At 72.4% G+C, this 26,461-nt stretch carries 1 protein-coding gene; it reads left to right on the top strand.

Annotated elements, in window-relative coordinates; all coding sequences use genetic code 11:
* Positions 1-37: 37 nt before the first annotated feature.
* Positions 38-26,419, top strand: a complete 26,382-nt coding sequence (locus tag ACFPFQ_RS05600) for a protein phosphatase 2C domain-containing protein (RefSeq protein ID WP_379615444.1) — start codon at positions 38-40, stop codon at positions 26,417-26,419.
* The last annotated feature ends 42 nt before the right edge of the window (positions 26,420-26,461 follow it).

Raw genomic sequence — 26,461 nt, 5'->3', positions numbered from 1 at the left:
TCCGAAGGCAGTGCCGAAGCCGGGTGCGACCAAGCCTGTGGAGAAGCCCCACACGTTGCCCGCGATCAACCCGAAGGCCATCACGGCGCAACTGGTGGCGGCAGAGCTGCAGAAGGATGCGGCCCGGCTGATCGCGCAGATCCGCACCTCGTCGGAGATGAAGCGCCAGGAGCTGGCGAAGCAGGCGGCGGCCTGGATCGCGGCGGCGCGCAAGCAGGCGACCGACCCGACGGCTGCGGCAGCTGTCGCCCAGCTGAGGAAGGAGCTGGGCAAGCGCGGCGGCCCGTTCGACGCGCTGCGCCCCGGCGTGAAGGAGCCGGTCGCGACGTGTTCCACCGCTGCGGGCGGCCGGGACTGCGCCACCCATGCCACACCGCCGTCGAACCGGGTGCAGCAGCGTGGCCCGCCGGCGACGCAGTTCGACAAGGCGTTGCAGGGGCGGATCGCGTTGGTCCACAGCAATGAGGCGTTGGCGGCGGAGAAGAAGCAGATCGCCGCGGGCAAGGGCGACAAGAAGGTCTACGCGCAGCACGTCGCGGCGAACGCGAAGCTGGCCGGGCAGGTCGCGGCGGATTCGGCGGGGCTCTCGAAGCACCAGGTGAAGCTGGTCGTCGATGTGGTCGGGGGGCAGAACTCGATCGCCAAGGGCGAGGCCGCGTTGAAGGCGGAGCAGCAGCAGGTGGCTGCCGGGAAGCTGGCTCCCGCCACCTACCGCGCGCACGCTGCGGCGCTGGCACAGCGCAAGGCCGCCGTCTACCAGGCCAGCGACGAGCTGCTGACCCTGATGGGTCGCACGTCGCCGAACACGCTCCCCGACAAGGTCGCCGGCAACGGCTCGACCGCGGGTTGCGGCAAGAACGGTGCCTTCGTCGAGTGCGGCTCGGTCACCACGCTCGGCAACGGCACGAAGCGCGACCGGTGCGTCGCGCTGGTCGGGATCTCGACCGGCTGCACGGCCACCACCGCCGCCGGTGCCACGAAGGGCACCGCGTCGTGCGTGCTGACCGGGCCCGCGCAGGGCTGCAGCAGCGTCGCGGGGTACGGCAAGGTGTCCGCGGGGGCGAAGTGCGCCCCCGGTCGAGCCGACTGCGGGATGAACGCCCAAGCCACCGACAGGAACGCTGTGGTGGTCTGCAAGACCGCTGCCGGCACCTGTCGCGGCACCACGGCCGGGCAGCGCAACTCCGTGAAGGTCGCGCCGGCTGCGACGACCGCGTCGTGCACCGGGCGCTGCGAGCTCGACGGGCTGGCCGACGCCGCGGGCGCCGAGACCAACTGCCAGGCCGAGGACGGCTTCTGCACGGTCCGCAGTGCCGATCGCGCTGTGAGCAGTGGCACCGCGTGGTGCGCGGTCGATGACGGCACCTGCGATGCCGGCGGCAAGAGCCGCTACGAGGCCGGCGTGCTGGTCAGCACCGCCGCCGCGAACGTCGACTGTGCCGAGGACGCCACCACCTGCAAGGGCAGCGCGGGCTCTGCTGCACGGGGTGCGGTGCGCGGCGTCAGTGCCGCCGGCAAGCCGCTCCCGGTGCGCGCCTCCACCACGACGACGCGCTGCAACGCGGCCGCGGGCGGCTGCGGCACCGAGGCCCGTTCGGAGATCACCACTCGTCCCGGCACGGCGGCGGGCACGCGGGTGGCGGTGGCGACGAGCCGCGGCGGCGCCCACGTCGACTGCGCTGTCGAGGCCTGCACCGGCGGCGCCTCCGCGGTGACCTCCGGCTCCCTCACCGGCGATGTGAAGGCCCGCGGCAGCAGCGGTACCGCCCGCTGCACCGTCCACGGTGCCGGCGGCGGCTGCACGACCGACGCCGACACCACCGCGAGCGCGCAGAGCGCGTCGACCGTGGCGGCGAAGGTCCGCTGCACCGGCACCTGTGGGGGCATCGCGAACACCGAGACGAAGACCGTCGACCTCGCGGTGTCGCCGCTGGCACGCGGCACCCGCGGCAGCGCGAGCTGCACCGTTGCCGGTGGGGGTTGCACCGCGGACGCGGGCGGCTCGGCCACCACCGCCAAGGGCGGCTCGGCACAGGCCCGCGCCACCGCCGCGCTGGACTGCCCGCAGGGATGCACCGGCACGGCCAGCAGCGGCACCTCCGCCTACGCCGGCACCAAGCTGGCCAAGGGCACCACGAGCACGGTCACCTGCACCCTCGAAGGCGGCAGCTGCGGCGGGGAGGCCCGGTCCGTGGCGAACACCAGCGGCACCGCGGCCCGCATGCTCACCGGTGACCCGAAGACCCCGGTCGCGGCGAAGCCTCGCGGCCCGGCCCCGTCGAGCGTCGCCGACGCCACCGCGAAGATCGACTGCCCGAACGGTTGCACCGGCCGGGTCACCACTGCCGCGTCCGGTTCGGACAACGTCACCCGCAAGGGCTCCGGCGGCTCCGCGGGCTGCACGGTGCAGGGCGGCGGCTGCCAGGGCACCACCCGCTCGGTCGCGAGCGGCGGCGCCGATGTCGCCGCGCTGCTGCCCGACCCGCGGCCCGCCGTCTCCGCGGGGGGTGACGACCAGCCGTCCGCCCCCCAGCCCCCCGCTTCCGACGACTCGAAGCCGATCGTCGTCCCGGCGCCGGTGCCCGGTCCGTCGAGCTTCTCCGACTCCTCCGCGATCGCCGACTGCCCGGACGGCTGCACCGGCGGTGCGTACTCCCGGACCACCGGAAGCCACGCCCCCGCGCTGGTCAACGCGCAGAAGGGCAGCACCGGGTCGCGCGGACCCCCATCGGCCGCCACCAGCACCACCCGCGGTACCTGCACGGCCACCGACCCGTGCCGAGTTCAGACGCAGTCGAGCTCGGGCGCAGGCGCCGGTGTGAACTACCTCCTCCAGCGCAACAACACGAAGCCTCCGTCGGCCATCCCGGCGACGATGAGCCAGTCCGGTGTGTTCGCCGAGTGCGGCGGCCCGGACTGCACCGCGACCACCGCGAGCGACGCCTTCACGAGCGGCGCCCGGGACGCGGCGAAGACCAGCTCGCACGCGAGCGGCACCTGTCGCGCCGAGACCGGTTGCGGCGTCGGCTCCGACGCCGTCGCGAGCACCACCAGCGACACCGGCATGACGGCGCCGCCCGCCAAGGGGAAGAAGCCCCGGCCGATCCCCGGCGTCGCGGGCACGGCTCAGACCAGCTCGGCGCTCGACTGCCCGGACGGCTGCACCGGCACCGTCACCGGCGACTCCACGTCGGCGGCCGGCCCCGACGGCGGCGCGACCGCGGCGATGAACGCGGTGCGGGCCGGTTCGAAGCGGCCCGCGAAGGCGACGCGGACCGATCCGGTCGCCACCACCCGCACCGTCGCCTCCACCGGCTGCACGCAGGACCGGGGTGCCTGCCAGTCCGGTGTGGTGACCGGGGTGTCCGCGAGCGTCACCCCCGACACCGGCCAGCGGTTCGCGGCAACGTCGGGCTTCGCGTCCGCAGGCTGCGCGAGCGAGCGCACCCCGAAGTGCACGACGAAGGCAGCAACCGCGTCGGTCGGCACCGACAACCCGACGACCATCGGGCGCCCCGGGGTCGTCGTGCCCGGCGGCGGGGCGAAGCTGAACGCGACGGCGACGTGTGCCGCCGCCGGTGCCTGCGACGCCTCGAGCGGCTCGTTCGCCGCCGACCACGTTGCCGATGGGACCGCCGCCTGCACCGGCGCCGGCTGCCACGCCGGCACCACCGGCCGTGCCACGGCCGCCCCGCAGCGCGGCGCACTCGCCCAGATGGCCAAGGAAGCAGCAGCTGCCGCCAAGAAGCCCGCGAAGGGCAAGGCGCAGGCCGAGCCGGCGTGGCTGCAGTGCTCCGGTGTCTGCACACCGACGTCGCCGATCAAGGGGATGCACGGCGCCGTCGCCGGGTCGTCCTGCACGGCGACGGGCAAGCAGACCTGCCAGGTCGACGGGCACGTCGGTGCGTCGCCGCAGGGCGCGGAGGCGTCGGCGGGCTGCCAGGGCTCGCCGTCGTGCCGGTACACGTTCGCCGCCACCAGCCGCGTCAGCGACGCGTTCCGCGGCAACGGCGCCTACGGTCGGGCCGCCTGCCGCGACAGCGGCGGCACCGGCGCCGGCGGGTGCACGACGATGGCGATCGCCGAGACGAACGACACCCAGGCACTCGCCGGTGCGATGTGCGCCGGCAGCAAGACCGCGAACTGCACGTACGGCTTCGGCGGGCGCAGCACGCAGGGTGCGAAGGCGCGCGGCGCCGGTGCGAAGGCCAACGCCAACGGCTTCGGCAGCGGCCGCTTCGGCGGCGGCAACGTCCTGACCAGCGCCGTGGCGAAGGCCGCGCCCGGTCAGGCCGTCGCGTCGGCGGCCTGCCAGGGCACGAAGGGCAGCACGTGCGGCTTCACCTACCTGGCCCGCGCCGGACAGTCCGTGAAGAAGGCGGGCAACCGGGCGTCGGCGCAGTCGGTCGGCTGGGGCAGCGGCACCCACGGTGGCGGCGGGGTCGGCGTATCGGCGCGGGCCATGGCCGGCCGTGGCTTCGCGGCCGCCTCGACGTCGTGCGAGGGCACCGGCAACTGCCGCCGCAGCTACTCGGCGAAGGCGTCGGCGTCGGACCGGTACGGCTCCAACAAGGCCTCCGCGCGGGCGTCCGGCGCGGGGAAGGGCCAGCAGGGCACCGGTGGTGTCCTGGTCACGGCGCAGGCGCAGGCGGGTCCCGGCTTCGCCAACGCCTCGGCGTCCTGCTCGGGTTCGGCGAGCTGCCGCTACTCCTACCAGGCGAAGGCCTCGGCAGGGGCGCGGCACGGCGTCAACTGGGCCCACGCCTCCGCGAAGGGCTCCGGTGGTGGCCGGCAGGGTGCCGGCGGGGTCGCCGTCACGGCGCAGGCGCAGGCCGGCCCCGGTTGGGCCAACGCGTCGGCCTCCTGCTCGGGCGCCCGCAACTGCCGTTCCAGCTACAAGGCGCATGCCGAGGCGAACGACCGCGCGACGACGAAGCCGACGTGGAACCAGCCCGGCAAGGCGTGGAAGGCGCACGGCGAGGGCACCTGTTCCGGCGGCGGCAACAGCGGTTGCGGCGTGCAGGCATGGGCCAAGGCCGGGCCCGGCGGCGGTGGCGGCGCCACCTGCAGCGGCAACTGCAAGAACTTCCGCCAGAGTGGATCCAACACCTACGTCGTGACCGCGCCGTCGCTGAAGGCGCAGGACGCGGCGCGCAAGCGCGCGGCGGGCCTTGACCGCAACGGCAAGCCGATCGCGGTCAAGGACATGAAGCCCGAGGACAGCGGGTCTCAGGCCGGCTACATCGACGCCCAGGGCAACTTCATCCTCGGGAACAAGCCGATTCCGCGGGGGAGCATCGGCGGGGTCCAGATCAAGGAGTCGGGCAAGCCGGCCGGCAAGATCATCCCCTGCGCCACCAGGTGCTCCTACGGGACCAGGACCGGGCCGCAGGGCAGCTACGACCCGAAGGCCAAGGACCCCAAGAACCGGTTCGTCACCTCCAACGTCGTCGACAAGGGCGACAAGCGACGCGACGTGTCCACGAGCGAGTCACACGCCGGCGTCGGCCGCGACATCGACGGCAACGGCGCCGCCACGGCAAGGGGCCGGGGCACGATCATCGACGGGCGCACCGGCGCGCGGACCGACCTCGACGTCATCGACGCGAACACCACCAACCAGATCCGGCTCACCGATCGCCACGGATCCCCGGTCTACGGCGTGATCAAGACCGGTCGCCAGGACGGCGAGTACCGGTTCAACGGCCAGCGGATCACGCTCCCGAAGAACGCGCTGCCGGGTGCCCCCGGATTCGACGAGGTCACCGTCACCGGCACGGGCGGCACCATCCTCGGTCGCGACGGCAAGGGCCACGCCGGCATCTTCGACTTCAACGGCAAGGGGACCTTCACCTCCGCCGAGGGTGACGTCGTGCAAGCCGACGGCAACGGCGTCTTCCCGGACAAGAACCGCGCGAAGATCATGACCCGCAGCGCTGTCAGCGGTCCGGGCCGGTACTCGATCGCCGGTGGCCAGACCGGCTACGTGGACCTGATCGAGGGCTACCGGGTCAGCCAGAAGAGCAAGAGCACGGTCATCACATCGGTCCGTCCGGCCGTTCCCGGCAGTCCCGAGACGATCAACACCGTCCTCCTGCAGGTGACGAAGAAGGTCGGCGGCGACCACGGCATCGACGTCACGACGCCGGACGCCACGGGCAAGGGCGGCACGCTCGACTGCACCGGCCAGTGCGGGATCTCGCGGCCGCGCGCGCAGCACCAGACCCCGGAGTGCGCGGACTGCCGGATCCAGGAGGAGCTCGCCACCGGCAAGGGCGCCGCTCCGAACGGACGCGTCCACATCACCAACCGCAGCGACGGCGAACTGCACTGGTTCGACCCGTTCGGCAACGCCCAGCAGTGCACCGCGCAGTGCGAGTTCGGGCAGTCCTACGGTCCCGGTGGCGGCTCGGTCTGCCGCGGCCAGGGCTGCGCGTCACTCAGCGTCGGCAACAAGGAGCACGGCGCGGACATCCTCATCGGTGAGGGTTTCCTGCTCTACCCCGACGCCAAGGGCGAGCACACCGGGTTCGGGTGCCGGGACGGGCACAACAAGTGCCTCAGCTCGGCGCCGGAGCTGCGGTGGCAGGGCGACCCCGACGCGTCGTGGATGCTCGCCGCGGACGGGAGCTACCGGCGCCCCAACCTGGGCAACGCCCTCGACAAGGAGATCACGAAGACCCTCGGCCTCGAGGCGGGCTCGCCGCTGCCCCCGCTCACGAAGGAGCAGTACGCGACGCTGTCGCCCGCCGACCAGCAGCGGTACGACACGAACCTGCGGTCGCTGACCGCCTTCGAGAAGGACGCGCTGGTCCTGCGCAGCGGTGGCGCGCAGAGCAAGCAGGCGACGCTGATCGGACAGCTGGCCAAGGGCGACGACAAGGCTGCTGCGGCGGCGAGGGCCGTCCAGCGAGCCGAGGTCGGCGGGCTCACCGACAAGGAACGTGCCGCGCTGGCGCCACAGCTCAAGGTGCTCGAACAGGCGGGTGCGCTCGGCGCCGAGCTGGCGGCCACCCACCGGTTCGTCGACGGCATCGACCGGATCACCTACCAGCCGCCGACGGTGTCCGACATCAACGCCAAGCTCGCCGCGGATCCGCGGCTCGTGCAGGACATCGCCGGGCGTCGCCCGTCCACCTGCACCGTGGCCGCGCTCTGCAGCACGACCCTGCCCCAGGGTGTGGACCTCGAGCCCTACGACAGCAAGTTCGACCGGGCCCGCGGCATCACGGCCGACATCATGGGGGTCGAGCTGCCCGACGACGACCCGGTCAAGGTCCGTCAGGTGAACCAGGCCGCGGGGCGCCTGTCGAGCTGCACCGTGCCGGCGCTCTGCAGCGCGACCCAGCCGCAGGGTGTGGACCTCGAGCCCTATGACAGCAAGCTCGCGCGGGTCCACCGTCTCGACCCGGTCACGGCCGTCGGGCGCCCGTCGAGCTGCACCGTCGCCGCGCTCTGCAGCACGAACCTGCCCCAGGGTGTGGACCTGGAGCCGTACCAGAACAAGGTGGCCCGGTCCCAGCGTCCGGACCAGATCAAGGCCGCCGCCGCCGACGTCGCGGACCTCAGCCTGATCCCGCGCGAGGCAGCACTGGGCGAGCGGGCCGCAGCGTTGGGGAACTGGAGCACGGCGCTGAGCGGGAAGAAGGCGGGGCTGGACCGGAAGAAGGTCGTCACACCGGCCGAGTGGGCCGCCTACAACGCCGAGGTGAAGAGCTACAACACCGAGCTCGCGGGGGTCACGGAGCAGGCGGCGGGGATCAAGGCCGTTCAGACCCGGATCAAGGCCAACCTGCCCGAGCCCGCCCCGGGTGCCGCCGCGCAGCAGGCAAAGCGCCGGTCGCTCGACCTCGCCTTCAGCAGGTACGCCGACGACCCGGCGCTCCACACCCAGCTCGCGAACGCGAACGCGGCCATCGGCCGGGCCGCGGGGATCGACGAGCTCGCCTCCCGCATCGCGAGGTCGAGCAAGGCGGGCGACAGGGACCCCTTCGCGATGGCGCTGCGCGGCTACAGCGGCACGGCCGGGGTGCGCTACGACGCCATCGCCACGGGGCCGCGCTCGGCGGGCAACAAGCTGGGCGACCTGAGCCTGCCGTCCACGGGCCGGCCCGATGTCGTCTACGCGCAGACCTCGGCGAGGCGGCTGCAGACGTGGCAACAGGACCTGCACGTGCTGGGCACCCCGCTGCCGAACCAGCAGAAGGCCTACTGGGACACGCTCGGCGCGGACACCAAGGCCAACATCGCCGCCTACAACACCGCGGAGGGCTGGGAGCGGCCGCTGCTCGACACCAGCGACGAGGTCACGACGTTCCTCACGGGGATCGAGATCAGCGAGGCGACACCGGAGCTCGACCGGGTCAAGCGGGACAAGGCGTTCGAGGCCCTGTTCGCCGAGGGCAGGGACAAGCCGACGTGGTGGGACGGCGTCACCCACTACCTGCGGGAGGACGGCAACGAGGCCGAGCTGAACACGTTCGACAACGCGTTCGACGACGCGCGCCCGGGGAAGTTCGGCAACTTCTGGCACCAGGTCGGGAAGAAGACCTACGGCGCGTACGAGTACCTGAAGTACGACGCTCCGGGGCAGGACCGCTACGCGGATCGCAACGACCGTGACTTCGCGAGCAGGCTCGAGGACGACGCGATGAAGCTCGTGACGTCGGCTCCCGACGGCGCGATCCATCTCGCGAAGACCGCCGGCACCGATGTGAAGCACCTCGGCGAAGGCATCCTCCATCCCCGGAGCACGTCGGATCTCCCGGGCGAGTCGACGAAGGGCTGGTTCGCCCGCCGCTTCCCGTTCATGGCGGAGATGGGCACCGCGGGCTCCCAGATGCTCGCGCGGTGGAAGCCGCTCGTCCTGCACGGTGACGCCACGGTGCTCCTGCACGGCGATCCGGCGAAGGGCATCACCGGGTACAGCGATGCGCCCTTGACGACGCTGTCGGGCGATCTCGTGTGGCCGACCCTCGTGCTGGGCGGGGCCGGGATCATCGCCAGGGGGATCTCGCGCGGCGCCGCGGCAGGCGCGACGGCGGCGAGGGTCGCGACCCGAACGGCGACGGGCGGTGAGCTGAGCAGGCTCGCGTTCACCGCGGTGAAGCTGGACCGCCGTGCCGAGCGCTGGAACACCGCTGCCACCGTCCTGAACGCACCGGGGCAGGTACTGGCCGCGCCGTACCGGGCATGGGGCCTGGTGGGTCGTGGAGCATCGGCGGCCGTGTCCCGAACGGTGCTCGGCCCGGCCGCCCGGTTGACCGCAGGGAAGGTGCCCGCCCTGAGCACGGGGCTGGGCAAGGCCGCCTGGGGGACCAGGACGGTCGGGAGCCACGGCCTCGTCAGGACGGTGCAGACCTCGGCCGCGTTCAGCCGTCTCGGCCTCGACCACACCGCCGGTCCGAAGGAGATCACCGCCGCCCACCAGCGGGAGCTGGACCTCGCGCACGGCGACGACGTGCTGGGCAAGCCGACGATGGCGGCGACGGTGTTCGGCTCGGAGATGGCCACCGCGCTGCGCGTGCGGTCGGCCGACCGGGCACACCACACCCTCCAGCAGTTCAGCACCCGACCGGGCCTGCTCGCGACCGTCGCGGCGGCGAGCCGGCTGACTCGCGCCGATCGACCGGCGGATCGGATGCCCGCCGTCGAGCAGGAGCAGGTGCTCGAGCCCGGGCACGGCATCGCGACCGCAGGGGAGAAGTCGACTGCCGACGGGCCCGGGGTTGACGGGTACGGGGTCGACCCGAACACTGCTCCCGAGACGATGCCCGGCGACGGAGCGGGCACCGGCAAGGCGGCCGGTGGCGAGAAGCTCGAGGAGCCGCACGCAGGCAGGTCGAGCGGTACCGATCCGCCCGCGGGCTCGACCACGTCCGCGACGGCGCCGGACCCGGTGCGGTCCTGGTTGGACCAGCGGCACGACGTCAACCGGGAGCGGGCGGCGTTCACGAAGCAGTACGGGCCCGACGCGGCGGCCGTGAAGGAGTTCCGCCGCGGGTACGACGGCCGGTCGAACGAGGAGCTCGGCACGCGGGCGGGCGAGATCCAGCGCCAGGTCGACGAGGGACAGCGCTCGCACGAGGATGCGGCGGTGGAGTGCGTCGCCATCGCCTGCGAGATCTCCAGCCGCGGGGAGGGATCGAAGGAGCCCACGAAGCAGCAGGTCATGGGCTCGACCGCGCTCGCCCGCGACGGCAAGGTCATCGAGATGCTCACCGGCGAGGGCAAGACCCTGACCGGTGCGCTCGCGGAGGTCGCCCGCGCCCAGCTGGAACACCGGGGCGGTGTGGGCGGCGGTGCCGTGCAGTGGCTCACCACGAACAAGACGTTGGTCGGTCAGGCCGCGGCGGAGGTCACCCGCATCGCGGAGCCGCTGGGGCTGACGGTCAAGGAGCTGCGGCCCGACCTCACCCCGGCCGAGAAGGCGGAGCTGTACCGGGCGGACATCGTCATCGGCGAGGTCAGCGAGTTCGCCTTCGACACCCTGAGGGAGCTCGACGGCGCCTGGGTGGATGCCGGCAGGCCGGGCCAGCGCCGGTTCCGGTTGATCGACGAGGTCGACATGGTGCTGATCGACGACGGCGGCATGCCTTTCGTACTGAGCGAGGCGGTCCCGGGCGAGATGACCCCGGTCCGCGATCTGCAGCTGGCCCGGTCACTGGTGCGCTCGAAGAACCTCCAGGCGAGTACCGGGTCCACCCCGAAGGGTCACTACGACCCCCACACCCTGCAACTCACACCCGAGGGCGTTGCGTTCCTCTCGGATCTGGCTGCTTTCAAGGACCTCCCGGTGGAGGCGAAAGCCGGGCTGCAGCGGCGGGTGGAGAACGCGCTCCGAGCCGACCGCCTGACGCGCGACGTCGACTACCTCGTCGAGAACGGTCGCATCCTCCTGCTCTCCACCGAGAACCGGCGGCTGCCGGGCCGGCGCTGGAGTGGCGGGCTCCACGAGGCCGTGGAGCTCAAGGAGCTCGACCCCGCGCAGGTCGGCGCCCCGAGGCGGACCCTCGCCTCGATGACCGTCGAGCAGTTGTTGACGGGCAAGGGGGACTGGGCCGGCATGACCGGCACGACCGGCCGCGCGGCCGGTCGGAAGCTGTTCAAGGACGCCTACGGCAAGGACGTCGGCCACGTCCCGCTCTCGTTCAGGTGGCGCCGGGTCGACCACCGACCCGTCACCCATGCCACCGCAGTGGCGAAGTTCGACGCAGCGGTCCGCGACGCGGTCCGAACCCATCGCGGCGGCAACGGCGCTCCGCTGCTGATCCGAACCGACACGGTGGCCGAGACCGTGCTCGTGGCGCAGATGCTGCGCGAGCACGGGATGGAGCCGAACGTGCTCACCGCCAGGGCCGAGCACGCGTCGAAGGAACTCGAGATCATCGCCCAGGCCGGTCGGCGCGGTGCGGTGACGGTGGCCACCGACATGGCCGGACGTGGCATCGACATCAAGCTCGGCGGCAGCGTCGAGTTCGTCGCCGCCGAGATCATGCGCCGCGAGCATCCCGGCAAGGGAGCCGACACCCCCGAGTACGCCGAGGCGTGGAGGCAGGCGGGCAAGCAGGTCGCCGCCGAGAAGAAGATCCTCAACCGCAAGCGGCGCGGCCTCCACGTGATCGGTGTCGGCGCCTCGCGCAACCTCCGGATCGAGGACCAGCTGCGTGGCCGCGGGGGCCGGCAGGGGGAGCACAGCGTCACGCGGATCCACCGCTCGCTCGAGGACCGGGTGCTGCTGGAGCGCGCCCCCTACGAGTACGTGACCGAGCAGGACACCGCCGTCCAGGCCGGGCGTCTCGACGGACCGGAGACGAACGCGTTGTTCGATCTCGCCCGCCACGACGGCGACGTCGCACTCGCCGCGCGGCTGACCCAGAAGAGCACTCGTAGCACCACCGCGTCCGGCGCGGACCGCATCCCGAACGTGCTCGGCGCGGGTACCGAGCTGCCCGAGTTCACGGTTGGCAGCGACCACCCGGCCGTGCTCCGCCAGCGCCAGATGACCCCCGCCGACATGGCGGTGTTCCGCGATCTCGTCATGCAGACGCAGCGGGCGACCGAGCAGTCCGCCGAGCTGGCCGACCGCCTCGGGATGACCGGCACCGAGCTGGCCGCGACACTGACCGTGGCCCTGCGGATGCTGGTATCGCGGTACAACGGCGGAACACCCGTCAGTGCGGATCCGGAGCAGCGACTGCGCCTGTCGGCATTCAGCTCCCGGGAGCTCCACGCACTGCTGGGCTACGCCAGGGGAATGACGACCGACGAGATCGCCGCGCTGTTGACGATCGAGCCGCGTGAGGTCGGCTGGTTCCTCGGCATGGACGCCCGGCGGCCCGGTGTGGTCATCAAGAAGCTGACCCGGGAGACCCGCAACAACGCGGTGCTGGGCACCCGGGAGCCCGCGGGCCGAGGCGTACTGATCGAGCGGGCGCGGCGCGACGAACTGATCGCCACCTCGGACGGCGCCACCCCGCGCCCGTGGCAGGAGGTCCGCGATCAGCTGCGGGCCACCGAGGACACGCTGCATCCCCTGGAGAAGTCGCTCCTGTGGGGTCGAGACGACCGCGTCGAGGAACTCATCGAGCAGCTACCGTCCAGGCGGCGCGAGCCCGTCTACCGCCACCTGGTGGAGGCCGGGATCTTCTCGATCGGCCAGCTCGCCGCGGCGCACACCGACGAGCTGCGTGCCGCCGGACTGACCTCGACCCAGATCTCCGGTCTGCGCGCGCTCGACCAGGTCAGTGCATCGACCGCAGTGTCGCTCGGTGCCGAACGGGCAGTGCGCAACGACCTCGTCCAGCGGCCCGCATGGGGTCACCGCGAGCTGGCGACCGCGCTGGCACTGGCGGCCGGGCTGCCGGCCCCGGCGTCGGATCAGCCGATCACCGTCGAGATGCTGGACGCCCTGCGCGCTGCTGCGGGGCTCGACCGGCTCGCCGTCGTCGCCGACGGGCTCCCGCTCGCCGTCGATCCCGCGTACGCGCCGATCCTGGCCGCCCAGGCTGCCGTCGGCCCGGTCCTCATCCCCGGTGCCCACCACGGTGCCGCGCTGCTCATGCTCGACGCGATGGTCCGGGCCCGCTTCCCGAACGGTCCGGTGCGCGCCACGAGCCCACCGCTCGCACGCGACGCCCCGCGGCTGAGCCCGCACGGTCGCACCCTGCTCGTCGGGGGTGCCGCTGTCGCCGCATCGATCTTCGGGGGCGGCGGCCTCGGGCTCGCCGGGCTCGCGGTCGGTGAGATCCAGCTCGTGGCGGGTGCCGCGGTCTCGACGTTGATCACCGTGGCGCTGCGATCGGGTCGCGATGGCAGTCAGGCTCGCGCCCCACCGCGGCGCGGCGCACTCCTCACCACGGCGGCGAGCCTGTCGTCCGTGGTTGTCGCCGCGAGCCTCTTCGGTACCGCCACCGCGCTGGTCGCCGTGATCGGTGCGGCCGCGGGCACGGGCGCGGAACGGTTCGGTCGCTCGGCTCCCGCTGGGGGCCTGGAGCAGCCTGGATCGACCCGATCCGCACACGGCGCGACACTGGCGATGACACTCATCGGCGGTGCCGTCGCGCTGCTGGGCGGAGCCGCCCCGGCGGTCACGTTCGTCGCGATCGGGGTCGCCGCCGCCGTGGTGGCCACGCTCCGTCGGATCGGCACGTCCGTGCGCAACCGCGGGCCGCCTCCGGCTCACGCACCGCGGAACACCGCGAAGGTGCTCGGTGCGGTCACGTCGGCCCTGTTCCTCGCGATCGGGGCGACCACCGGGATCCAGATCCTCTTCACCCCGCAGGGCTCGGCAGCCGCCCCCACATCGACCACCGCACCCACAGCCGGACGCCCCGCGGTCGAGACCATCGTGGTCAGGCGCCGCGACACGCTCATCGGCCTGGCCCAGGCGCTGGGCGTCACCCCCGAGGCGCTCGTCGCGGCGAACCCGCGCGTGTGGCCGAAGGGGACGAGCTGGGACCAGCTGGGTGTTCGGGCGCAGCTGAACCTTCCGACGTCGTGGAACGAGACGTGGCGGGTGCGGCGCGGCGAGTCGCTGTCGGTCATCGCTCTTCGCTTCGACCCGGACGGCGGCTGGAAGTGGCTGGCCGACAGCAACCGTGCGACGGTCCGTGACCCGAACAAGATCGCGATCGGCCAGGTGCTGCGGATCCCCGGAGCCGCTGCACAGCCGACGACGAAGCCGACGGCCAAGCCGACCACGCCGACCACGCCGGTCACCCCGACGCAGCCGACCGCCACTCCGACCCCGACCGCGACCCCGACCGCGACCCCGACCGCGACCCCGACCGCGACCCCGACACCGACCGCGACGACCACCCCGACACCGGGACGGCCGACGGCGACGCCGAGCCCGGCCCCCGACCAGCATGCGGACCCGGGATCCGGTCGCCGGTGGGGACCCGACCTGTTGTGGGGCGGCGGCATCGCCGCGGGTGGCGGGATCATCGCCGCCGCCGCGCTCAGCCTGCTGCGGCGCATCCCGCTCGTGCGCGACCTGCGAACCGTGCAGCAGCGCGCCGCGAGCCGCAACGATCGGGAACGGGAGCTCGCCTCTCGCCGGGAGGCGGGCCAGAGCAAGAAGGAGATCAAGACCGCCGAGCGGATGCTCGATGCGGAACGGGACGAGCTGGAGCAGGAGAAGCTGGCGGTCCGGGGGACGGGCTGGCGCGGCGAGCTCACCGACTGGATCGGGCGGGTCGGCAGCCTCCCGATCGCCCACCTGCGGGCCTGGTTGCACGAGCGCCGCACCACGGTCGGCCGGGTACTGCCGTCAGGTTTCGTCGGCCTCACCGTCGGGCTGCTGATCGGTCCGGCTGCGGCGGCTGCCGGGGGTGTCGTCGAGGGTGGGATCGTGGCGGGTGGCGCGGTCGTCGGCGCCGTCGTCGCGCACGTGGTCAACCGTTCGGTGCGTGCCCCGCCGCGGTGGACCGCCGCCTTCCTCGGCGTCGGGCTCGGTGTGGCCGTCACGTCCCATCCCGTGGTGCTCGCCGTGCTGCTGGCCCATCCGGTGGTCGGTGGACTGGTCGTGGTGTCCGGCGCGATCACCGTGTCGGTCGCGCTCGCCTTCCGCTCCGTGCACCGCCGCGGTGCCGCCCACAAGCAGGGCGGCCAGGAACGGCGCCCGATGCGGGAGGCTGTGTACTCCGTGGTCGGTGCCGGTGTCGTCTCGGCGATCCACAACCTGCTGCTCGTGGGTACCGCGCACGGGCTGCTGCCGGCCGGTCCGGTGGGCATCACCGGGGTCTCGATGGCGCTGACCATCATCGCCTCCGGCGTCGCCGTGGCCGTGCAACGCAAGGTCGCGGGGCACAACAAGGCGTACCTGGCGATCGGAGCCGGGCTGTGGGCCGGGGTGACCTTCGTCGTGGCCCGGGTACTGATCGAGGTCACCACCGTGCCGACGAACGTCGGCAGCTACCTCTACGCGCTCGTGCTGCTCGGGGAGACGGCGGCGATCGGCGGGTTCGGCGTCAACCGCATCGTCGCGGCGACCGCGACGTGGCAGCTCGCGCACAACCCGACCGCGATCGCCGCTCCGGTGGGCAAGCTGCGCACGCTGGGCAAGGCGATCCGCCGGACGGTGAACCTGATCATCACGGCCGGCTTCGACCCCCGCTCGGAGATCCTCAAGTTCGACCCGGTCATCAACGCCGTGCTGGGCTACTTCATCGTCCGGCCGTGGCACGCGGACGAACCGGTGTGGTTCAAGGGGATCAAGGTCGCCGGAGCGTTCGTCGTCCTGCTACTGACGAACCCGAAGCGCGACGTGGCGGAGGCGCGTACCCGTACCTACAGCGGCCTCATGTCGCGGAACACGCGCAGCACGCCCCGGGCCCGACCGACGTGGCACGGGCGGGTCCCGGACCGGCACCTGCACGGCGCGCTGCGCGACGTGCAGGAGGCGCTCGACGAGCTCTTCGCCCTGCTGGGGCTGCCCGGCGTGCAGCAGGTCAAGCTCCTGTCCACCCAGGAGCGCGACGACATCGCGACGAAGCTGGCCGAGGCCCTCGACCTCGAACTCGTCGACGAGCTCCCGGACTGGACGGTTCCGTCAGCCGGCTCGGCACCGGTCAGCGGCGCCCGGACCGACGTGCAGGGGCGGGCGAGGGCCCGCGCCGCGAACCACACCGTGGTGTCGGCGCACGCGGTCGCCGTGTTGATCGTTGCGCTGCGGCGCCTGGACGGGCACGGGCACCCGGCCGCGGCGTTGAAGCTGGAGTTCCTCCGCGACATCTTCGACCGCCTGGGGTCGACCGACGGGTTCACGACACTGCTGGGTTCGGGTGTCGACGAGCGTTCCGGCTGGGGTTCGCGACTGATCGAGAAGATCGCCGAGCGCGACGAGCTGCGCCGGGCCTTCCAGCAGGACTGGCACCTGCTGCTCAGCGCGCTCCGGCGGCACTACGGGCTCGACGACGAGGCGTTCGGCCAGGTCGTCCGCGCGCAACGCGAGCTGTGGATGCGTGAGGCGCGCGAGTCGGTGCGAGACACCGATCCCTCCTACCTGAACGCTGCCGTCCACCTGCTGGCGCAGCGGCTGGAGAGCGTCACGCGCGACGGCGTGCAGCGATCCGTGGGGGACGCAGAGCTCCGCATGACCGCTGTGACGATGAAGATCATGCATTCCACCGGTGTGCTGCTGGTCGAATCGACCATCCACCACGCCCGGCATGCGAAGGTCCACGCCGACTGGCGCTGGCGGCTGCTGCGGCTACGCACGATGCAGGCGCCGGAGCTCGGATCGGGTGCCCGGCTGCATGCCCTGCTCGAGCTCGCGGGTGCCCACGGCGCGGTGCGCGCCGCCGACCTGAGTGGTTCGGGAACGTTGACCACCGCGCACTGGCAGGGGGTGCTGACCGAGCTGCGCAAGGCAGGCCTGATCACCGGGTCGAAGAAGTCCGGGTACGAGGTGGATGCCGTGCTGCGTGCCCTGTGGCGGGAGACCGACCCGATCGTGCGGCACGCCCTGCGGGTGCGGCCCCTGCTGGTGCCGGGCGCGCGCGGGCTCACGCCGCTGCTCGGCGGTGGTTCCGCCGCCGAGCTCGTCGATGCCGGCCACGTCCTGCGCGACGTGCTGGTCGACTCGATCGCGGCGCTGCGCCACCACCAGGACGGGATCCGTTACGAGCTGGACAGGTTCAGCGACGCGCTCGACAACCGGCGGTTCCGGCGCACGATGGACGGTGGCCTGCTCGCCCGTGGCTCGCGGGTCCAGCCGTACACGGTGGATGGACGGATGCTGGCGAAGGTCGCCGCGGAGCAGCAGGCGATCCTGGATCTCCACATCCGGGAGGCGGCCGACGCCCTCCGCTACTACGAGTTCACCGTGCGCAACCCCGGTCGTGTCGGCCGCGGCGGTGCCGGTGGCCCGCGCGGCCCGCCGACCGCGCAGCAGATCGCCCGCGAGAACCTCGACCAGCGGTTCGACAACCTGCGCCGCAGCCGTGACGAGGCCGAACGCGTACTCATCGCGGCGGGCGTCTACGCCCACGTGCGCTACCGGCTGCTCGCGCCGGTCGACCGCATGCTCGCGCGGATCCCGGGTGTGGACCAGCTGCACGGTTCGGCTGCGACCGAGCTCGCACGCGTGTTGAAGGACGCGAAGAGCCTGCTCAGCAGGCTCGACAAGGGGCACCCGCTCGACGTCGGCGAGGTCGAGGCGCTCATCGAGCGACAGCAGGCGGCCAGCGAGACGGCGTCGGACGGCGGGCTCTGGCGGACCTTCGGTGGCTGGAACGCCATCGACAGGTCCGGCGAGCTCATCGAGAGGCTGCACCACCGGATCCGCGCCGAGAACGTGGTGTGGACGCCGAGCAACCGCGGTGCGACCCAGGTACCCGGATCGACGATCCCCGACCAGGGTGGCTGGGAGCAGTCGAGCCTCCCCGGGAGCCCGGTCGGTGCTTCCGCCGCGACGATCCCCGGCACGGCCCGGGGCACCGGTCAGGATGCCGCGCACGTCGGATCGGACTCGCAGGGCGGCACCTTCGCCGTGGTCGCGGACGGGATGTCGGGCCACCCGCACGGCGGCGCGGCCGCCCGCGCGGCCGTCGAGGCAGCCGCGGAGGTGCTTCGCGACGGCGGCACCGCGGAGAGCACCGTCCGGCGCGCCTACCGGGAGGCTCTTGACGCGGTGGCGACGCTCGCGGAGCCCGGCGTCGCGTTCCCGCCCGGCACGACGATCGCCATCGCGCTCCTGCGGCCCGCGGGTGGGGTCTTCGAACTCACGCACGTGTCGGTCGGGGACACCCGCATCCTGTGGGCCGCTGCGGGCGAGACCGGTGTCGCCCGACTCACGAAGGACGACGTGGGTCCCCGCGGCATGTCCGCCTGGCTCGCCTTCGACAGCAGGCCGGCTCCGAGGATCAAGGTGTTCCGGCCCAGCGGCCCCGGTTCGGTGCTCGTCCTCACCGATGGCCTCTGGCGGAAGGTGGGCGACGTCGGCAGGTCGATCACGGCGGCCGGCCGCGAGGACGCCGACGTGGCGGTCGGGCAGCTCATCGCCGACTCCGGCTCGCGCGGATGGGCCGAGGACCGCACGGCTGCCGCGATCACGGTCACGCCCGGGGCGCAGGCCGGCGGTGGCCCGGCTCTCGCCTCCCACGGAACCCCACCGGTCGGAACGTCGACGGTCATGACGCACGTCCTCGCGACGGCGCTGGTGGCGCGGGAGTTCGGTGTCGAGCACCCGGGTCTGAGCGTGGCCACCGGCGGGCTCGAGCGGTCCGTGTACACCGAGCACGGGGCGCGTGGTGTCCGCTTCATCGACGGCCTCACCGACCTCGTCCGCGCCGCGGGCGGCCCGCCGGACCTTGTCGCCTGGGCCCACTCCAACGGCTGGGAGTACGCCGACTCCGGGGTCCGGGCACTGCCCGCGACCGATCAGCAGTTGCTGCATGCGCACGAGCTGTTCCACATCAGGCACCCGCACCTCACCGAGATGCAGGTGCAGGCGCTGGCGCCGCTGCCGGACCTGTCGGCGTTCGTGTCGGGCCGGCTCTACCGCAACTGGTACCCGAAGTACCTGGCGAACGAGAGCCGACGTGCCGAGGACGTCGGCGTGACGCCGGCTCTCCTGGGCACGGTCGAGGCGACCCAGGTGCTGGCCGAGCACCGGAACGTGAACTGGGTGGTGCGCGAGGACGGCACGCTCTGGGTCGCCCGGCAGAACGTCGGCACCACCAACGTCCACCACTCGGTGCTCGCCGCCGGCCGTCCCGTACTGGCCGCCGGCCAGGCCACGTTCGACGCTGCCGGCCATCCGGTCGCGATCGACGTCAACAGCGGCCACTACCTGCGGGTGAACCGCTATCGCGCCGACGGCGCGGCGCGCAACCTCGCCGCGCTGGCACTGGGCCGCGCGGTCTTCCTGCGATACGGCATCGTGTTCCCGGTCGGCGAGCTCGCCGTGGACGGCTTCGGGAGCAGCGCTCGGGCAGCGCTCCGCGAGGTCGGCACCCGCCTCTACATCGCCTCTCGTCCACTCGATCGGGCCCGGTTCCCCAACCTGGCGCGCGGACCGTCCGGCATCGAGGTGCGTATCGTCCCCGCTGCCGCTCGGCCCGAGGGCACGAAGAACGTGTTGGCGTTCGGCTGGCGGCACCCGCGGCTGGCGCCCGGCGGCGTCGTGATGGTGTTCGACGACCGGGCCGCCGAGCTCGAGGTCCGCATCGCTGCGGGCCGGCTGACCGACGCGTGGTGGGCCGACCTGGTCGCCGGCGAGATGGGCCGGTTCGGCCACAGCGGTGCCGTCGCGATCGACAAGCTCACTGCCCCCGTGGAGAGGGTGCTGCGCGGGGAGCTCCCCGCCATCGCCGCGCAGGGGCGGCTGGTCCGGCGGCCGGGACAGCCGGCGCTGCTGGTCGTCCCGCACGCCGTGGTGGCCGAGCGCCTTGCCACAGCGGGGATCGGGGAGCTGGCCGACCGGCTCATCGCCTACGGCTGGGCGGAGTACGCGGGCGGCGCGGTCGTCGTGACCGACCGGATGCTGGCCGAGATCGAGGGCCACATCGCGGCCGGGCGGTTGGATCGCGGCTGGTGGACCCGGCTGATGGGCCACGAGCGGGACTTCCACCTCGCTGCGACGAGGTCGATGGAGCATCACGACGACCACGCGGCCGGGCTGGCCGCCGAGTTCGTCGCGGCGCGGCTGCGGACCCGCGACGCGGCTCACCGCTCGGTCCTCGCGTTGCTCCAGGGAGCACCCCGCAGTGGGTTGCGCAAGCCGCACGGCGGCATCGGCGGCATCGGCGGCGAGACCGTGAGCGAGTCCATGGACGGGCCGCTCATGACCATGGTGGAGCGGAACGAGCTCGCCGACTACCTCCTCGCGGCGCTGGATTCGATGCTTTTCGCCGGTGCCTTCGCAGACCAGCGTTCGGCGTTGCGCGAGATGGTGGTGGCCACCATCGCGATGCTGCGGGATGAGCCCGCGCCGGTCCGCCTGCACCTGCTCGTGGACGACAGCGTGTACACGCTGGCGGAATCGGGGCTCGGCCTGCGACCCGACGCAGGGCACGTCGAGCGCGACGGGGTGCTCCACATCTACGCGCTCGACGCGATCGGTGTGCTGCACGAGTACGTGGAGGCCGTGCTCGCGCCGGCCGCTGGGTTCGCCCCGCAGCAGGTGCATGTGATCGCGACGCTGGCGGAGCGGCTGGTCGACGGGTCTCAGCGCGGGTGGTTGACCGTCCGAGCGCAGGAGGAGCTGGAGTGGCTCGCATGGTTCAACCCCGGGTCGCACGACATGCTGATAGCCGACTACGGCCAGGTCCAAGTGGAGATCGCTGAACGCTTCGCAGACCTGCCCGGCTGGCAGCAGCTGGTACTGCACTACGCGGAGGAGTTCAACCGGTTCGCCAGAGAGGACGCCAGGAAGAGTCCGTTCAAGGCCGATGAGGCCTACGCGGCCTACGAGCGTGCCGTCTCGGAGCTGGTCGAGTGGCGGGTGTCGGTCCGGTCCCGAAGTCAGCCCGACTGGGTTCCCTGGGAAGAGCAGCGGTTGCGGGACGTCGCTCCACGGTCGTGGTCGTTTCAGCTGATCGAGTCGAACTTCTGGCAGCTTCAGAGGTCTGTCACGCAGCTGGGCCTTCGGGCCGGCGCGGCCGAGCTGCTCGAGCTGGCCGCCCGCAACGTCACCTGGGCCTTGGTCGATCGCGAGACAAGTTACGAGTTCGACCGTCGGGAGGCGGCACGCAGGCTGGTGGATGCGGCACCACGTCACCTGCTGCCGGCGCTGACGCCGACGGAGGGTGTGTGGAACTGGATCCTCAGCGACTACCGACCGCCGTCGGCCGAGGAAACACCGGATGTCGACGCCGTGAAGGTAGTGCCGACCCGGTGGAACGACGGAATGGTCGGGCTGCGCAAGCCACACGGGGGTGTCGACCAGGGTGAGGGTGTTGGCCGGCTGCTCGTCGGGTCTCCGAGAACGGCGGAGCAGCGGCACCAGTTCGCCGAGCACCTGGAGAGCTGGCTGAAGGGAACACCGGCTCCGGTCGCGTTCGCGGCGGAGCACGCCATGTTGCGCGAGCTGGTGCTGGCCATGATCGCGATGATGCGTGCCGACACCGGCTCGGTTCGGGTCCATGCGCTCGACGAGATCAGCAGGGACGCGCTCAAGGATCCGGTGCTCGGTCTGCGTCCCGATGCGGGCCATGTGGTGCGTGATGGTGTGCTCCACATCTTCGCGGTCGACGAGATCGGGGTGCTGCACCAGTACGTGGCGGCCCTGCTCAAGCAGGTCCACGGGTTCACGCCGGAGCACGCCGACGACATCGCCACGGTGGCTGAGCGGCTCGTCGACGCGACCGATCGCGAAAGGTGGGGGCATGTCGAGCGGCGGCTGGGGTGGTTGACCGCCCGCGCGCGGCAGGAGCTGGAAGCGCTCGCGCGGTACGACCCCGAAGCACCGAAGGAGCGCCTGCGGTTCAACCCCGAGGCACTCGACATGCTGATCACCGAGTACGACCTGGTGCGCGGGCAGATCACCGCCCGGTTCGCGGACCTGCCCGGCTGGCAGCAGCTGATGCTCGACTACGCAGAGGAGTTCGTCCGGTTCGCCGTCGAGCAGCCCATGCGGATCGTGTTCAACGAGGAGGATGTTCGCGTCGAGCACGCGCAGGCCGTCGAGGACTTCGTCGCGTCACAGGCCTCGGCCCGTCCGCGCAGCGCCCGCAAGTTGCGTTCGTGGGAGAAGCGGGTGCGGTCAGCCGCATCACAGATGGACCTCAACGACAACAGGATCGAGAACCACTTCCTGGAACGCCGGCGTTCGGCTGTGGAGAAGGGCCTGCCGGTGAACCGGGGCGAGCTGTTCGAGGAGGCCGTCCGCAACGTCACCTGGGGCTCGATCCGCGACAGGATCGGTAACGAACGGACGCAGCAGGCGACCGACGTGGCGCTTTCCTTCGACGCCGCGATGGCCGTGGCACGGGAGCTGCAGGACGCCATCGATGCCGCTGAGCTGCCCCCACCCGGCCGGGGCGCTGCCGAGCAGGTGGGCAACTCGCCGTCGCCGAGCAGCGCCAGGGACGAGAGCGGTGCTGCCTCGCACAGCGGGTTGCAGAAGCCGCACGGCGGCAGCCTCGACGGCGAGATCGTGGGCGAGTCGTTGGACGGCGCGCTCCGGACCATGGCGGAGCGGGACAAGCTCGCCGACGACATCATCGACGCGCTGGATGCGACGCTGCTCGGTGATGCCTTCGGAGGCGAGCGGTCCGTGCTGCGCGGGATGGGGCAGGCCACGGCCGTGATGCTGCGTGACGGCACCGCGCCGGTTCGCGTGCACCTGCTCGACGTCGCCAGCACGGAGGCGTTGGTCGATCCAGTGCTCGGCCTCGCTCCGATCGCGGGCCACGTCTGGCGTGATGGGCTGCTCCACATCCATGCGGTCGACCACGTCGGGGTGCTGCACGAGTACGTGGAGGCGGTGCTCGCGCCGGCTGCCGGCTTCACCGCGCGACAGGCGCACGTGATCGCGACGCTCGCGGAGCGGCTGGTCGACGGGTCCCGTCGCGGGTGGCTGACCCGCCGTGCGCAGCAGGAGCTCACGTGGCTCGCGTGGCACAACCCCGGGGCGCTCACGGTGCTCAGAGACGAGTACGCCCAGGTACGGGTGGAGATCGCCGATCGCTTCGACAGCCTCCCCGGCTGGCGACGGTTGGTGCTCGAGTACGCGGCGGAGTTCAACCGGTTCGCCGCCGAGCGGGCCGGCAGGAGTCCGTTCAACGACGATCAGCTCATCGCCGCGTACCGGCGGGCCGTCGAGGAGCTGGTGGAGTGGCAGGTGTCGGTCTGGTCCCGGACCATCCCCGAGTCGAGTTCGCAGGAGGAAGTACAGCTGCGATTGGTCGCTACCAGGACGCGATCCCTTGAGGAGATCGCGTCGAACTTCCTGCAGCTCCGGAATTCGGCGGTGCGGCTGGGCATTCGGGCCGACCCGACCGAGCTGCTCGAACTGGCCGCACGCAACGTGACGTGGGCCGTGATCGATCGCCGGCGGAACTACCGGATCGACCGCGGGGAGGCCGCCCGGAGGCTGGTGTCCTCCGCATCACCGCACCTGCGTCCTGCGCTGCTGCCGACCGACGGCGTGTGGAACTGGATCCTCAGCGACCACCGACCGCCGTCGGCCGAGGAGACGCCCGTTGTCGACGAGGCCATGGCGGTGCCGGACCGGTGGCGCGACGGGCTCGTCGGGCTGCACACGCCGCACGGGGGCATCGACCACGGCGTGGGCGTGGGTCGGCTCCTCGTCGGGTCTCCCAGAACCGAGGAGGAGAGGCACGAGTTCGCCGACCACCTGGAATCCTGGCTGGAGGCGACGCCGACTCCGGTCACGTTCGCGGCGGAGCACGCTGTACTGCGCGAGCTGGTGCTGGCCACGATCGCGATGCTGCGCAGTGCCACCGGATCGGTTCGCGTGCTCACGCTCGACGACCTGAGCAGGGATGTGCTCAAGGATCCGGTGCTCGGTACCCGTCCCGGCGCGGCCCACGAGGTGCGTGATGGTGTGCTCCACATCTTCTCGGTCGGCGGGCTCGGGGTGCAGCACGGATACGCGGCGGCGCGGCTCGAGCAGGTCTACGGCCTCACCCGGCCGCAAGCGCACGTGATCGCGACCCTGACCGAACGGCTTGTCGACGGTCAGTGGGACGGGCTGGACGTAGCGGCCACCGCCGGGACGGGGTGGTTGACCGCTCGGGCGCGGACAGAGCTGGAAGGACTGGCGAAGTCCAACCCCGAGGCGCTCGACATGCTGATCACAGAGTACGACCTGGTGCGCGAGGAGATCGCCGCCCGCTTCGCCGAGCTCCCTGGCTGGCAGCAGCTGGTGCTCGACTACGCGAAGGAGTTCCGCCTCTTCGCCCTCGAGAAGCCGTTGGAGCTCGCGTTCGACGAGGAGGATCTCCGCATCGAGCACGCGCGGGCAGTCGAGGAGATCATCGCGTGGCAGGCATCGGCACCCCCGCAAAGGGCCCGCAAGTGGCGGTCGTGGGAGAAGCGGGTGCGGGCAGCCGCTGCCCGGATGGACCTCGGCGACAACCGCATCGAGAGGGACTTCCTGGAACTTCGGCGTTCGGTCGTGCGGAAGGGGCTGCGGGCCGGTCAGGTCGAGTTGTTCGAGCTGGCCGTCCGCCGTGTCACCTGGGCCTCGATCGCGCGCGGCATCGACCGGAAGGAGCAGCTGCGCTTGCTGGCGCTCTTCGCACCACCGCACCTGCGTCCCGCACTGGGAACATCGCCGATCGACACGTCGACCCCTCCCGAGATCTCCGCCGACGAAGCCGAGAAGGCACTCGCCTTTGCCGATGCGCAGGAGGCCGTGCGGCGCATTCAAGAAGCGCTCGACGCCCACGAGCGCACGTCGGGCCGCGGCGCCCTCTCCGCTCTCGCGCTGCTGCCCTTCGCCGGCCTGCTCGACGCCTGGCCGGTGCTCGCCGTCGGCGCCGGCATGGCTGCACTGCTGCTGTTGCCATGGGCCCGCAGAATGCTGCGCCACCACCAGGTCCAACGCCGGTCCGTCGCGATCCGCACGCTCAACGCGCTGCTGCGCAGCCCGTTGCCCGCCGCGCAGTTCTGGCGGGAGGCGTTGCCGCTGCTCCGGTGGATCCCACCGTCGAACCGCGCCACGACACTGCAGCAGCTGCTGCCATGGTGGGCCGAGCTGCAGGAACCCCGGCGGGCCACGGTCGCCCGTGCCGTGGTGCGTGATCTCTCGGATCCCGACCGCGCCCGGCAGCTGCTCGACACCGCGACGGAGCGGGTCGAGCTGCTGCTCACCTCGTCGTGGCTCCCCGACGTCGACGCGCAGCTGGGCGAGGTAGAGATCCTGCTCGCCGCGGCCCCCGACCGGGAGCTCGCGGTCCGGCTGGCCGACCTGCGGGCCATCGTCGACTTCCTGGCGCTCGGCGACGTCGCGCACCTGCCCCGCTCCGGCCGCGTCGCCGCGCTGCACCTGCTGGGCAGCGAGCCGGCGGTCGGGCTGCTGCTGCGGTGGCACCTGCGGCCCGGCACCGACGTCCTGCGCGACGCCGTGGATGCGCTGGTGCCGGCCGACGCCGGGGCGCGCGCGGCATGGATCGCGCTGGCGGAGCGGGTCGAGTGGGCGAGCTCGGTCCCGCGCGCGACCGGCTCGATCCTCCTGCTGCTGGAGGGGTTGCGCGCCGATCCCGGCCGGGTTCCCGAGGCGACGGACGAGGTGCGAGCGCTCGCTCTCGACGTCGTCCGCGCCGAGCTGGGACCCGCCGGGCCGCCGGTCGACGACCCGGTCGTCCTGGACGCGCTCGTGGCGGCGAGCGATCCGTCCTGGAACGGGTTGCTCGCGTCGTACGCCACGTTCTGGGAGAGCTGGCGGGCACGGGGTCCGCGGCTCGCCTACGACGGCCGTGGCGTCGCGCGGGAGCGCGCGCTCGCCGACGGGCTGTACCTCGCCGGCGACAACGCCGTCCTCGTCGGGGTGGAGCAGGATCCGGTCGAGATCCTGCTGGCGGCACTGCGCCAGGGGCTCGACGCCGCGGCCGCGAAGACGTGGGTGCTGCACCCGGACGTCGCGGTGATCCGGATGTGGACCGCCGATGCGGCAGGCGAACGGGCGGGCTGGGTGGCCGACGTCGCGGTGCTCGCCACGGATCGTGGGTTGCTCCCGATCGGGAACAGCGCGGTCGCCGCCGCCGGCCCCGCCCTGTGGGGCTACCTCGAGACCTGGGCCACGACCACGCGCCGGCCGCTGCTCCTGACCGAAGCGGAAGCTGCCGCACTCGGCATGCTCGCGCCCGAGGCGGCGGTGCGGTTCCAGGTGCCCGAGTCCCGCGTCGGCCCCGACATCCTCACCGCACCTGCCCTGAACCGGGAGGACGCGGCACTACCGCACGCGGTGCTCGTGTTCCGCTTCGTCTGGTCGCCGTGGCGCTAGCGCGAGCGAACGGCACTTTCGTACACCCCGGCTGCACGAGAG

It is taken from the genome of Pseudonocardia sp. GCM10023141, from assembly GCF_042653605.1.
Note: the sequence above shows the minus strand (reverse complement) of the source record. Positions and strands in the feature narration are given on the sequence as shown.